General features: G+C 42.2%; 14 protein-coding genes. 7 read left to right on the plus strand and 7 right to left on the minus strand.

Going from position 1 to position 13109, the window contains the following annotated elements; translation table 11 throughout:
• Nucleotides 1–118 precede the first annotated feature (118 nt).
• A complete protein-coding gene (gene adk, locus I3252_RS10990) occupies nucleotides 119–775 on the plus strand; it encodes an adenylate kinase (protein ID WP_045451169.1) in 657 nt (218 codons plus the stop codon).
• A gap of 241 nt (nucleotides 776–1016) precedes the next feature.
• Here adk and secB read toward each other — a convergent pair whose 3' ends face one another.
• The 4 genes from secB to rsgA form a co-directional block, all read right to left on the minus strand.
• On the minus strand, nucleotides 1017–1469 hold the full coding sequence (gene secB / locus I3252_RS10995; RefSeq protein WP_045446997.1) for a protein-export chaperone SecB: 453 nt from the start codon (nucleotides 1467–1469) through the stop codon (nucleotides 1017–1019).
• A 168-nt stretch (nucleotides 1470–1637) separates the two neighbouring features.
• Complete coding sequence (gene grxC / locus I3252_RS11000) at nucleotides 1638–1901, minus strand: glutaredoxin 3 (RefSeq protein ID WP_045446994.1); 264 nt, start codon at nucleotides 1899–1901, stop codon at nucleotides 1638–1640.
• Between the two features lie 318 nt (nucleotides 1902–2219).
• The gene (locus I3252_RS11005; RefSeq protein ID WP_045446990.1) at nucleotides 2220–2675 is read right to left on the minus strand and encodes a rhodanese-like domain-containing protein; all 456 of its coding nucleotides are present in this window, start codon (nucleotides 2673–2675) and stop codon (nucleotides 2220–2222) included.
• A gap of 173 nt (nucleotides 2676–2848) precedes the next feature.
• Complete coding sequence (gene rsgA / locus I3252_RS11010) at nucleotides 2849–3952, minus strand: ribosome small subunit-dependent GTPase A (RefSeq protein WP_055123794.1); 1104 nt, start codon at nucleotides 3950–3952, stop codon at nucleotides 2849–2851.
• Between the two features lie 229 nt (nucleotides 3953–4181).
• On the opposite strand from rsgA, the gene orn reads away from it, so the two are divergent.
• Complete coding sequence (gene orn / locus I3252_RS11015; RefSeq protein ID WP_045446983.1) at nucleotides 4182–4769, plus strand: oligoribonuclease; 588 nt, start codon at nucleotides 4182–4184, stop codon at nucleotides 4767–4769.
• A gap of 133 nt (nucleotides 4770–4902) precedes the next feature.
• Here the strand turns inward: orn and I3252_RS11020 are convergent, their stop codons facing one another.
• The gene (locus I3252_RS11020) at nucleotides 4903–5757 is read right to left on the minus strand and encodes a UDP-2,3-diacylglucosamine diphosphatase (RefSeq protein ID WP_238035217.1); all 855 of its coding nucleotides are present in this window, start codon (nucleotides 5755–5757) and stop codon (nucleotides 4903–4905) included.
• 35 nt (nucleotides 5758–5792) lie between these two features.
• Nucleotides 5793–6308, minus strand: coding sequence for a peptidylprolyl isomerase (locus I3252_RS11025; RefSeq protein ID WP_095849316.1), 516 nt, complete (start codon nucleotides 6306–6308; stop codon nucleotides 5793–5795).
• 273 nt (nucleotides 6309–6581) lie between these two features.
• Between I3252_RS11025 and I3252_RS11030 the strand changes: the two genes are divergently transcribed.
• From I3252_RS11030 to I3252_RS11050, 5 genes are all read left to right on the plus strand, one after another.
• Nucleotides 6582–8321 (plus strand): glutamine--tRNA ligase/YqeY domain fusion protein, encoded by a 1740-nt coding sequence (locus I3252_RS11030; protein ID WP_238035218.1) that lies wholly within the window; start codon nucleotides 6582–6584, stop codon nucleotides 8319–8321.
• Nucleotides 8322–8467: 146 nt separating this feature from the next.
• A complete protein-coding gene (locus I3252_RS11035) occupies nucleotides 8468–9229 on the plus strand; it encodes a phospholipase D family protein (protein WP_238035219.1) in 762 nt (253 codons plus the stop codon).
• 240 nt (nucleotides 9230–9469) lie between these two features.
• Entirely contained in the window at nucleotides 9470–10108 is a 639-nt protein-coding gene (locus I3252_RS11040; protein ID WP_201604571.1) for a peroxiredoxin, read from the plus strand.
• 234 nt (nucleotides 10109–10342) lie between these two features.
• Entirely contained in the window at nucleotides 10343–11005 is a 663-nt protein-coding gene (locus I3252_RS11045) for a glutathione S-transferase family protein (protein WP_238035220.1), read from the plus strand.
• Between the two features lie 294 nt (nucleotides 11006–11299).
• Complete coding sequence (locus tag I3252_RS11050; RefSeq protein ID WP_238035221.1) at nucleotides 11300–12280, plus strand: META domain-containing protein; 981 nt, start codon at nucleotides 11300–11302, stop codon at nucleotides 12278–12280.
• 130 nt (nucleotides 12281–12410) lie between these two features.
• Here the strand turns inward: I3252_RS11050 and ruvC are convergent, their stop codons facing one another.
• Complete coding sequence (gene ruvC / locus I3252_RS11055) at nucleotides 12411–12995, minus strand: crossover junction endodeoxyribonuclease RuvC (protein ID WP_045446965.1); 585 nt, start codon at nucleotides 12993–12995, stop codon at nucleotides 12411–12413.
• Nucleotides 12996–13109 lie beyond the last annotated feature (114 nt).

Here is a 13109-nt window from a genome sequence, read left to right on the forward strand (position 1 = left end):
ACTGCAAATAATGAAAATACTTGAGCTTTGCCAAGCCACAAGGTAAGGTAGCTTGGCAAACAACCAATCCCTGAGTTTTATTAGTCCCAAAATCCTATCTATTAAGGAGAATCGTGTAATGATGCGTATTATTTTGCTAGGTCCACCAGGCGCCGGTAAAGGTACCCAAGCCCAGTTTATTTCTAAAGAATATGATATCCCGCAGATCTCAACTGGCGATATGCTGCGTGCAGCGATCAAAGAAGGCAGCGAGCTTGGCAAAAAAGCCAAAGACATCATGAATGCTGGTGGTTTGGTTTCTGATGACCTCATTATTAACCTAGTGAAAGAACGTATCGCTAAGCCTGATTGTGCCAATGGTTGTATTTTGGATGGTTTTCCGCGTACGATTCCACAGGCTCAAGCACTTGCAGATGCTGACGTTGCTATCGATCATGTAATCGAAATCAGCGTGCCAGATGACGAGATTGTCAAGCGCTTATCTGGTCGTCGCCAACATCCTGGTTCAGGTCGCGTTTATCACGTTGATCACAATCCACCTAAGGTCGATGGTATCGATGATGTGACTGGTGAAGCGCTAATCCAGCGTGAAGATGATAAAGAATCTACCATTCGTGATCGTCTAGCGACTTATCATGAGCAAACATCAGCGCTTGTTGGTTTTTATCAAGACAAGGCCAAAGAAGGTGCCGATGCCCCTAATTATGATAAGTTTGATGGCACGCAAGGCATCGATGATGTTAAGCAACAAATCTTGTCAGCGTTAAAAGGTTAATCATCGATTTTGAATAATTGATGACGCGATTGAAGACCCTGTTTATTAGCAGGGTTTTTTTATGTCTGATGCTTTTAACTGTATGTCTTACAATATTACTAAACAGAACTCTCATTGCTTAACGATTCTTTTGAGTAAGCGCTTAAACAGCATCCACAAAAAAGCCGCTCACTCGTGATGAGTAAACGGCTTTTTTATCAAAATATACTGCGAATAAAGCTAGCACATTTTTGCTTAAAACTTATGCATTACCTTCAGCATCAACTTGTGCTTGTTGCTGGCTTTGCGCGTAAGCTTGATCAAAGTTGACAGGGGCTAGCAATAACTGCGGGAAGCTACCACGCGTTACGATGTCGCTGATGACTTCACGAGCATACGGGAACAAAACATTAGGACAGTATGCACCTAATATTTGACCGATTTGGTCTTCTGGGATGTCTTTTAATAAGAAGATACCTGCTTGATGCACTTCAGCGATAAATGCCGCTTCTTCCGCATTTTTTGCTGTAACGCTCACCGTTAAGATGACTTGATAATGATCGTCATCCAGTTTTTCAGCGTTGCTAGACAAATTGATATCAAGCTCAGGATTCCACTCTTTGGTGAACACACTAGCGCCTGGGACTTCAAGTGACATGTCTTTTACGTAGATACGCTCTAGCGCTAATTGTGGTTGTGCTTGTTCTTCAGCCATGATAAATCCTCTAAAAGTTGATCAAGTAGTTGGACAAACTGTCATTTTAATAAAAGTTCATTGTAATATAAATCGAGACAAAATCTGGATGTTTTTATTACTCTCTTTTATCTTTGCCGCTGTCTATCATTGCACAGGCAAAGACAGACAGCAACGAAAAGTAGCAGATTAACCTGCTAATAGCTCGTCAAGTTTGCCTTGTTGGTTCATTTGATTGAGCTCATCAAAACCACCGACAAAGGTCTCGCCGACGAAAATTTGCGGTACAGTGCGATAGTTATTGGTTTTTTTCATTAATTCTTGACGCTCTTCGCGGCTCATATCGTGCATGCCAATTTCTTCGTAGTCAACGCCTTTAGTTTTTAAGAGTTGTTTGGCGTTTGAGCAATATGGGCAGATAGGCGTCGTATAAACTTTAACAGCGACAGTCATGGTAAATCCTTATTTATAAGTTTAGAAGGTAATCGTTTTATTATAAAAAGTATTATAAATAATTATTTGATAAAAATTCTTATAATCCGTTACCAGCAAGTAAATTGAAGATAGATTCGGTGATGCTCGTTATTAAAGTGGGGATGAGCAGAGCAAATTCAAGATGTTTGAGTATAAAAGCTCTGACGGTAGCACAAATGCCACAAACAAAAAAACACCTATCGATAAGGTGTCTTTTTTATTTGTGAATATTCAATGCGCCTCAATCATATATCAATTGATACGGTCTAAATATTTTTTAAACAGCAGTATAGCGGACTACTTATGTAGACTTGGTTTGGCTTTGCCTTTATTTTTAGGCTTTGCATCTTTTAACCCAACCAATGGCATACCCGCTGCTTGCCAGCCGCCGATACCACCTTCTAAGCGATAAACACTGTCCTTGCCGATCATCTGAATCGCCGCGCCTGCTTGCACACCCATATCACAAATGATAATTACTGGCTGCTCAATTGCACGGATTTCTTCTAAGCGGTCTTTAAGCTCAGTGAACGGTATGTTACGGCTGCCTTGGATGTAACCAGTCTCAAACTTCTTTTTGGCACGAATATCGATTAGCTGCGCGTTTTGCGAGTTAACCATCATACCTAAGGTATTGGGCGATATTTTTCTGCCACTACGTTTGTTTTCAATCGTAAAAAATAGCACGGCAAGTACGGCTAATATACCAAATAAAAACGGGTGGTTGCCCACAAATTCCAGCGCACGATCCAAACCATACCTCCAAAAAAATAAGTGTTCGGTTAAGCTGAGAAGACAGCCTAACGATACTGAACAAGGCGCTATTATACCGATTAGACCATCCATAGTAAACGGGCGATGGTCAACCAAGCGATTAACGATCTATAAGGCAGCGATTAATAAGGCGGATACTAATAATGCCAATACTAATAGGGCTTAGTATCTGCCTCTTCTCTTAGGGTAACGAGATTTTCCACACGGCGCTGCAATACCACGCCGTCAGCAACCGCTTGCCATAATGCGCAGCCTTTGCTGTTGTGAGTATGACGACAATCACGGAACTGACAGTTGCCAGATAACGGTGCAAGCTCCACAAATCCTGAAATGATATCATCGGGTGTGAGATGCCAAATGCCGTACTCGCGGATACCTGGGGTATCGACGATACCGCCTTGGGTCAAGTCAGCTGGATTAAATGGTAATAAGCGACTGGTGGTGGTGGTGTGTTGACCAAGTTTTGAGTTATCAGAGATGATATTGACGCTTTGTGCCGATTCAGGTAGTAGGGCATTAATCAAACTGCTTTTACCGACACCAGATTGCCCTGCAAAAATAACCAGTTTTTTATCGATATAACGTTTTAATTCATCCAGCCCTTCTTGCTCATCACTATCTGCGACGTTTTCAGGACAGTCGACTGAGGTGAGAACGCTCTCATAACCGAGAGAAGCATATTGTGCCAATAATTCTTTGGTATCGACGCCGTTTTCTTCTGCCAATAAATCGGCTTTATTAAGCACCAACAACGGCTTTACGCCAGCATGATGACAGACGACCAAATAACGATCGATGAGGGTTGGCGCGGCAGCAGGTAGCGGCGCGAAGACAATGGCTAAAATATCGACATTGGCGGCGACAGGTTTAAGTTTATGATAACGATCAGGACGCGAGACCAGAGAGGTACGCGGCTTGACCGATTCAATACGTCCAAAGCCAGTATTAGGATCAGCACTCCAGCGTACTTGGTCGCCAGCGGCTAGCATCGGTAAATTGGTACGCACATGACAACGCCAAATATCGCCTAATGCCAGCTCTTGCCAAAACGGCTCAGGATCATCGGGTGCAATCTCCGGCTGCACAGGTATCACCGCAGGCAAGCTGGTCACTTGTACTTCCAACTGCTTGCCATAATGCGCCATGACCACGCCATCCATCAAACTGTCATCGATGCTGTCTTGACTTGCCAGCTGTTGTTTGTCGATGCGACGAATCTGTTGCTTAGTCAGTTTGCGTTGCCGAATTAATGCCATGGGTTTTGAACCTATTAAAAAATATTGCTAAGTGTAGCGTGAAAGTTTGATAACATACAGCCTAAAGCGCCTGCTGCAGACAGAGATTTTGTAACGTTTTAAGGGTTATAAATCAGTAGATGCAACGTTTTGCTACAGTTTGCTACTTAGGCATGAACATTGACAGGCGATTTATCTAATTAATATTGCTCCAAAGTTGTTCTAAACTTTATTGACCATAGGATATTTTATGAGTACCGGTGACCACCCCAACAAGATTAAAATCAGAAACCAAGGCAAAAAAGGGCTGGTATGGATTGACCTAGAAATGACCGGGCTGGATACCTTAAATGACGAGATTATCGAGATTGCTACCGTTGTCACTGATGAAGATTTAAATGTCCTAGCCGAAGGGCCAGTGTTCGCTATAAAAGTATCGGATCAAACGTTAAATAAAATGGATGATTGGAATACCAAGCAGCATGGTCAGTCAGGATTGGTCGACCGTGTCCGCCGTAGTACCGTGACATTGGCAGAGGCCGAAGCTGAGACGATTAAGTTTCTCAATAAATGGGTCGATAGTGGTAAGTCGCCAATGTGTGGCAATTCGATCTGCCAAGATCGCCGTTTTATGGCGCGTCAAATGCCGGAATTAGAAAAATTCTTCCATTATCGCAATCTGGATGTGTCGTCAATTAAAGAGCTTTGCTTCCGCTGGCGTCCTGATATTCTCAGAAACTTTGAAAAAGGCGGCAGTCATTTAGCATTAGATGATATTCGTGATTCTATTCGTGAGCTAAAGCATTATCGCCAACATTTCTTTAAATTAATACCGTAAATTAAGAGTTGAGCGATCAATAGTTTGACACTTAGATTCGCGTCAATCATGCACTGTCATTTATAGTAAAAAAGGTCTGTTGATAATTCAACAGACCTTTTTTATTGTTTAGAGGCGCTCGAAAAAAATGACATTAAATGAGCGATTTAAACTCAATCAATCTAAATTCAGCAGCATTACTACTAAAATTGTCATTTGAGTGCTCGTCGCCTGTCACTGCGCCAATCACCGCACTGACTTTTGGCTGGCGTGTATTGCTATCGAGCAATCGCCAGTCGCCGAGCACGTAGCGTTTTTTATCAGTGGTAGCCTGATGAATAGCTGGACGATGGGTATGTCCGTGCAGTAAAGCATCGCTATCGCTGATGGCTTGATGAACGGTTTCATCGTTCACATCCATGATATGCGCCGCTTTATTGGCATTATTCTGCTGGCTCTTTTGCCGCATTTTATCAGCGATTGCCAAGCGTTTCTCTAACGATTTATTGAGCAAATACCACTGAGTCAAACGATTACGCATGATTTTGCGAAAAAACTGATACTTTTTATCATCAGTACACAGCGCATCACCGTGCTCTAAGCGATAGCTTTGCTTACCGACAGTTAAAGTATACGGCTCATAAATAAGCTCGCCACCGAATAGACTACAGAATGGCTGACCTAACAAAAAATCACGGTTGCCATGCATGACCAAAATCTCACAGCCAGCTATGCGCAGTTTCTTTAATTTAACGATAAGCGGAGTGAGCCAATGACTTTGTCGTTCCTCGTCGGATAAAGACAAATAAAAGTCATCACCGAGCCAAACTTCAAACCAATCACCTAAGATAAACAAGCGTTTGAGCGCAGGCAGAGCAAGGCAATCATCAAGCAGCGCCAAAAAAGCCTGCACTAAGGCAGGCTCTTCAGGCGATAAATGCAAATCGCTAATCAAAACTTGCCGTACCTCATGAGGGCGGGTCGTTATTAAATGATTAAAACTTTGCATTTATCTTTATCCTCGTCATTTATCATGAGTAACGATTATTCAGAAATAATAGTCGCTGATTTGATAACCACTGGCTCTTTTGGCACATCAGCATGCATGCCGAAACGACCAGTAGGTACGCCGCGCATTTTTTCGATGACATCCATGCCGCTTGTTACTTTACCAAATACGGTGTAGCCCCAACCTTGCATGTTTTTGCCAGAATGGTTTAGGAAATCGTTGTCTTTTACGTTAACGAAAAACTGGCTGGTTGCTGAATGCGGATCTTGCGTACGCGCCATCGCAATCGTACCAGCGTCGTTTTTTAGACCGTTGTCTGCTTCGTTTTCAACTGGAGCATTGGTCGCTTTTTCATTCATTTCAGCGTCCATTCCGCCGCCTTGAATCATAAAGCCGTCAATAATGCGATGGAAAATCGTACCGTCATAATGACCAGATTTTACATAGTTTAAAAAGTTTTCAACGGTTTTTGGTGCTTTTTCTTCATTGAGTTCGATAACGATCGCACCCATATTGGTGTCTAGTTCTACTACTGGTGGCATGTCTACCATGTGATATTCCTCTTTGATTGCAGCGCCTAAAATGACGCTGTTAAGTGGTGGCTAAAAAGTTGGTGGTTAAAAAGTTATGGCTAGTCTAACGGCTTTTTTATCTCGTGTCATGTATCAGGCTGTTAATGCCTTCGCAAAAGCTGATAGAATAACGCAACTTTAGCTTTTTATTATCATTTTTAATAACTTGTTTTTAATGATTTGGTTTGAATTTTCCATGCTGCGTGATGGCACGTAGCATGAACTGACAATTTGCGTTAGGAGCAATGCCCGATGAGTGAGCACTCAAGCAATAATGCACAAAAAGACGAACAAAAAAACGATTTTATTCGCAATATCATTCGTGATGATGTCAAGGCGCAAAAATACCCACAAATCGTGACGCGCTTTCCGCCAGAGCCAAACGGCTACTTGCACTTGGGGCATGTAAAATCTATCTGCCTAAACTTTGGCGTGGCCGAAGAGTTTGGTGGTGTTTGTAACCTGCGTTTTGATGACACTAACCCTACCGCAGAAAAGCAAGACTTCATCGACAACATCGAGAACGATGTGAAATGGCTTGGATTTGAGTGGGCAGGAGAGGCGCACCATGCGTCAGGCTACTTTGACCAGTTGTATGCGTGGGCTTTGCAGTTGATTAAACAGGGTGATGCTTATGTAGACTTGCAGTCACCTGAGCAAATTAAAGAAAACCGAGGCTCATTCAATGAGGCAGGCACAGCGTCACCACATCGTTCTGCCAGTGTTGAAGAAAACTTGACCCTCTTCAATGACATGAAAGAAGGTAAGTTTGCGGGAGGAAAAGCGGTGTTGCGCGCCAAGATTGATATGGCAAGCCCAAACATGAATATGCGTGACCCTGTCATCTATCGTGTCATGCATCAAGCGCATCACCAAACGGGTGATAAATGGTGCATTTATCCGATGTATGATTTTGCCCATCCGCTCTCTGATGCACTCGAAGGCATTACCCATTCATTGTGTACGCTGGAGTTTGAAGATCATCGTCCATTTTATGATTGGGTCATTGACAAAATTGGCTTTGATGTACCACCGCATCAGTATGAATTTAGCCGCTTAAATGTCGATCATACCTTGACCAGCAAGCGTAAGCTTAAACAGTTGGTTGACGAAAATATCGTTAGTGGTTGGGATGATCCGCGTATGCCGACTATCGCTGGCATGCGTCGCCGTGGTTATACACCAGAGGGTTTACGTGATTTCTGTGAGCGTGTTGGTGTAACCAAAGTAGACAGCGTCGTTGACTTTCGCTTATTAGAATTTAGCATTCGTCAATCATTAGAGACGACCACAGGTCGTGGTATGGCGGTACTTAAGCCATTAAAAGTGACCATTACCAACTTTGCTGAAGCGGTCAGCAGTTGGGAGTCGCAAAAGGCTGATAGCGTTAATGCGCGTTGGGACGATGATGCACAGACTTTATGGCTCACGCAGCCAAATCATCCTAATGTCGATATGGGCGAGCGTGAAATTCCTTTCACTGAGACCATCTATATCGATCAAGGCGATTACGAGATTGAGCCGCCAGCAGGTTATAAGCGTTTGTCACCAGAAAAGAATGAGATTCGTCTGCGTAACACCTATGTGTTGGCAGTGACCGAACATGTACTAGATGACGCAGGTAATGTCGTTGAACTAAAAGCGACGATTGATCCGACGACGTTGGGTCAAAATCCTGAAGGCCGTAAGGTTAAAGGCGTGATTCATTGGGTATCAGCTAGCCAAGGCATTCCAGCAACGGTGCGCATGTATGAGCAGTTATTTAGTGTTGAAGACCCAAGTGGCGTCGCTGACGTCCATCAAGCATTGAATCCTAACTCGTTGACTGAACTCAATGCCGTGGTGGAACCGTCATTGGTGAATGCGGACGCTGGCACACGCTTCCAGTTTGAGCGTGAAGGTTACTTTATCTCTGATAGCGAAGACCATAGCACTGATAAACCAGTCTTTAACCAAATCGTCAGCTTGCGTGATAGCTATAAGCCAGCTTAATTTATCACTATTAGCGGCATTAGCGCTTATTTGAAAAACTACTGAACAATAGTAGTTTGCAAGCTTGCCCATTTCTAGTACGCTAGGGATGGGCTTTTTTGTGCATGATTATAAAGTGATTGATCGTAAGATTTGAGGAAAGAATAATGGCAAAATTTTTAAACAGCAGTGGCACGACTTACCATTTAGAAGAATTGATTAAAAATGCGTCTGATAGGTTGATTATCATCAGTCCTTATCTAAAGCTGAATGAGCGTATTAAAGAGCTATTAGAAGATCGTAATCGCCTAAAAATCGATATTCGCATTGTCTATGGCAAGAATGATTTGCACCCAGAAGAAATAAACTGGCTCAAAAATCTGACTTTTATTCGTACCAGTTTTTGTAAAAATTTGCATGCAAAGTGCTATCTAAATGAAAACGAATGCATCATTACCAGTTTGAACCTTTATGAATTTAGCCAAGTCAATAATAATGAAATGGGTGTGCTGATTTATCGTAATGAAGATGCCAAACTATATGCCGATACTTATGAGGAGGCACAGCGCATTATTCGTATCAGCGATGAAGTGCGCATGTCGCTTGAAAAAGTGACCGAATCTGATGGTAGGACTGATAATACTGCTACTGCCAGTCATACAATGCCCAGCAATAATGCTAAGACAACGGTCACACCTACTGCTACAGAAGCGGCAACGCCTAATTACTCTAAATTAACGACGGCGAAGCTTGCCAAAGAGTTGGGTTTTAAGACACAAGAGTTAAATGATAAGTTGCTTGCAGCGGGATATTTACAAGAGCAAGAAGGAGAGCTTACATTAACAGATGCTGGGCGTGCAGCAGGTGGCACCAGTAAAAAAGGTAAATTCGGTGATTTTTGTTTGTGGGATTCTGGAATGGTGGTTTGATTCATTGGTTAGGTCTATGCTAGATTACTTAGTAATAAACAGAATAACCGCATTACAATCTTTCACAAGACAGTCATAACCAGTTTGCTAAGATAAAATAGAATTTTTACTGACGTGCTTTGAGTTATTGTGTAATATCTGATAGGGCACGTTGATAATAAAAAGTACGTTGATAATAATAGAGCACGCGAATATCTTTGGATATTAGTGCTCATCACTAACATAGCTAAGGAATTAAGCATGGCACATTTACGTTTAGGCGATACCGCACCGAATTTTGACGCTGCAACCACAGAGGGTAATATCAATTTCCACGAGTGGGCAGGCGATAATTGGGTCGTTTTTTTCTCCCATCCAGCTGATTTTACGCCAGTATGTACTACTGAGCTTGGTCGTGCTGCGGCATTGAATGGCGAATTTCAAAAGCGTGGTGTCAAGCCAATTTGTATCTCTGTTGATGGTATCGATGACCATCATGCGTGGGCAAAAGACATTGGTGAGACGCAAGGTACTGAGCTAAATTTTCCAATCATTGCTGATCCGAACAAAGAAGTCGCTGAGCTATATGATATGATGCATCCAAATGCAGATAGCACGCATACGGTACGCAGTGTCTTCATTATTGATCCAAAGAAAAAAATCCGCTTAACGCTGACTTATCCTGCGAGCTGTGGTCGTAATTTTGACGAGATTATCCGTGTCATTGATGCTCTGCAACTGTCTGATGAATATAATATTGCGACACCAGTTGACTGGAAAGACGGTGATGATGTCATCATTCCACCAAGTGTTAAAAACGAAGATATTGCGGCTAAATACCCTAAAGGTTATACAGAAATTAAGCCTTATTTACGTACCACGCCTGCACCCAATAAATAAGTAGTATGATTGGATGAATGCAATGAAGCCTCATGACGTAACGTTGTGGGGCTTTTTGTTGTTTAGTCTCTGATCAAAAAAGCAAGCCTAATAAGGCTTTGCTATGATGAGCAGAGTAGGATATAACTGTTGTATAAATGATGGTTAGTCTTCATTTATCATCAACAGCGTGATAATCATAATAAAACTAGATAGCGTTGAATCGCTTTTGTTCAATCTTACAAGGAGTTTGCCATGAAAAAACTATACGTCACCCGTACTGCACCCAATCCACGTAAAGCCCTTATTTTGTTAGCATCAAAAGGCATCGATGTCGATGATATGGATGATGTGGATGTGATTGATATTGATTTTGCGGCCAATGAGCAGATGTCAGACGAGTTCACCAAAATAAATCCAATGCAGACCGTGCCAGTTCTAACACTAGGGGATGGAACAGTACTCAATGATTCACAGGCTGTATGTGAGTATCTCGACCGTGTCTATGGTGAGCGTTCGGTGATGGGTAATGATGTGATACAACGTGCGCAAGTGTGCGCTATGCGCCGCATTGCTGAGTTTGAGGTATTATATAATTTTATGCTGGCTTTTCAGCACAGCCATCCGTCCAAAGCCCAACGCGTTGAGCAAGTACCAGAGTTTGTTGCACCCTCTGTTGCCCGCGCTGTTAAAGCCCTTGCTTATTTTGAGAATATTTTAGAAGGTCGTGAGTATTTGGTCGGTGAACAATTAAGCTTTGCTGATATCGTCCTATATCTCGGTTTGGATTTTGGTAAAGTCCTGAACGTAAATCCGAATGAGCAGGGCGAAAATCTTGCGCGTTTTTATCAAATGATGAATGAGCGTTTCAGTATTAAAAATATGGCAAAAGCCAAAATTTCTCATACAAACGAGTAAGACTAGCGCGAAAAATTAAAAAGGTGACATCATTGATGGTCTTGAATAATTGATGAAATTTCCAATTATCTGAGACCATTGATTTTTTATGGTACTTTTAAATATTAAAATAGCAGTTACGATGAATCCATAAAAATAAACACTTTGTTACAACCATGGTAATCAACGGCGCTATAGTGGTGAATTGTGACGCTTTAATAAAGTGGATATCATCAGCCCCTTATTGTTAAATATTTAACCTGATTTTTTAAATACTTTGACTTAAAAAAGGGATAACCACAAGGTATGACTGCTATGACCTCATCTGTTAAAAAACGGCCAATTCGATTCACTTTACTACCAAGTTTGTTGGCACTAAGCTTGGCATTAAGTGCTTGCCAAGATGCTTCTTTGCCCAATGAAAGTGATGTACAAGCAGGCAATAAGACAAGCGCTGATGCAATAAATGATGATGGCATAGATATGAATGCTGATGCAGTAACGGATGAGACTCAGATGGATAAGATGAGCGATGAAGAGAAAATGATTGCCAATCTTTCACGTTATCGTTGGACATTGATGTCTGTAACGGATAAAGGCGCACAGCCATTAAACATGCTGACGGATATTAAAGACCAAGTGCGTTTGTCTTTTAATCAATACCAAGGTGAGAATACGTTAAGTTATAGCGTTGGCTGTAATACTATGAGCGCCGGCTACCAATTGCAAGGTCACACTTTGACTATTGAAGAGGGTATGAGTACGAAAATGTCTTGTGGCGAGCTTGATAAGGCTGAAAATAGTTTAAATCAGCTGATGCAAGGTGAAAGCCAGTTAACATTAATGAAAGCTAACAGTACCAAAGATGGCGACGCTAAAGACAATAACTCTCAGGATGATAGTCTCAAGAGTGATAAGCCAATATTAACTCAAGTCACCAGTGATGGAGCAACGTTGGTTTGGGAAGGTAGGCTTACCTCACAAGCCAAGTATAATAGTAAAGGTGAGACCGTATTTTGGGCAGTAAGCTCGAAAATGATACCTTGCACCGATAATGGCTCTGAGATGTGTCTACAAGTGAAACCCATTACCTATGATGACCAAGGTATTAAAACGAGCGAAGGTAAGTGGGCAGTCTTTACGGGTGAAATCGATGGTTATCAGCATGATGGCATGCATGATGAAGTATTACGTCTGCAGCGTTACCCATTAGACAGTGACGATAGCAATAGTATAGAAGGCGAAGAATATGCTTATGTGTTGGATGCAGTGATTGAAAGTGCCGTCGCAGAGTAGTCGGTTTAAGCCGTTGCATTTTTATAGTAAAGCGATTTTATAGCAAAACGATAGTGTAAATAACTTAGACAGTTCGAAAAACACGCGCCATTTAGACGCGTGTTTTTTTATGCTTGTTTTATAAGCGTTCTTAACGCAAGTTCCCTAGATCTTCTTCTGTCAAACGCCAGCGACCTTTTTTCTTAGACGCACCGCGCCCACGCATAGCGCTGTTTAATATTAATTTATTCATGGAATGGCTTGAATGCGCATGACAGATGGCGCAGGCAAGACCATCGGCAGCATCTTGCTGTGGCACGACATCCAAAGATAGTATGCGGCAGACCATCTCTTGCACTTGCTCTTTTGCCGCTGCACCATAACCGCAAACGGCTTGCTTAATCTGGCGAGCGGTATATTCTGATACTTCTAAGTCTAGAGCAACCATGGCGGCAATAGCAGCACCTCGCGCTTGCCCAAGTTTCAACGCTGAATCAGGGTTTTCTGCCATAAACACTTGCTCAATAGCCGTATAGATAGGCTCATCAGCATATTTCAAATGATGCTGTGTGATGCGCGTCAAGCCATTAAAAATCCGCTTTAGACGTTCAGGCATCTCTTTGGTGTCGGTACGTATGGTACCTGCATCGATATAGGTGAGTTTGTCGCCCGTCTGTTGGACGATGCCATAACCGGTCATGCGCGAACCAGGATCAATTCCAATAATAATTGCCATAATATCCCATCTTGCTTATATTTTATTTTATATTCAATCCTATATAATTTGGATACGGTGTCAGACTCGCTCAGTCTACTACTCGTAGTACTTTTACTCATCTTCCTTGTATCC

It is taken from the genome of Psychrobacter sp. Ps4 (genome assembly GCF_022129285.1).
GTDB lineage: Bacteria > Pseudomonadota > Gammaproteobacteria > Pseudomonadales > Moraxellaceae > Psychrobacter > Psychrobacter immobilis_A.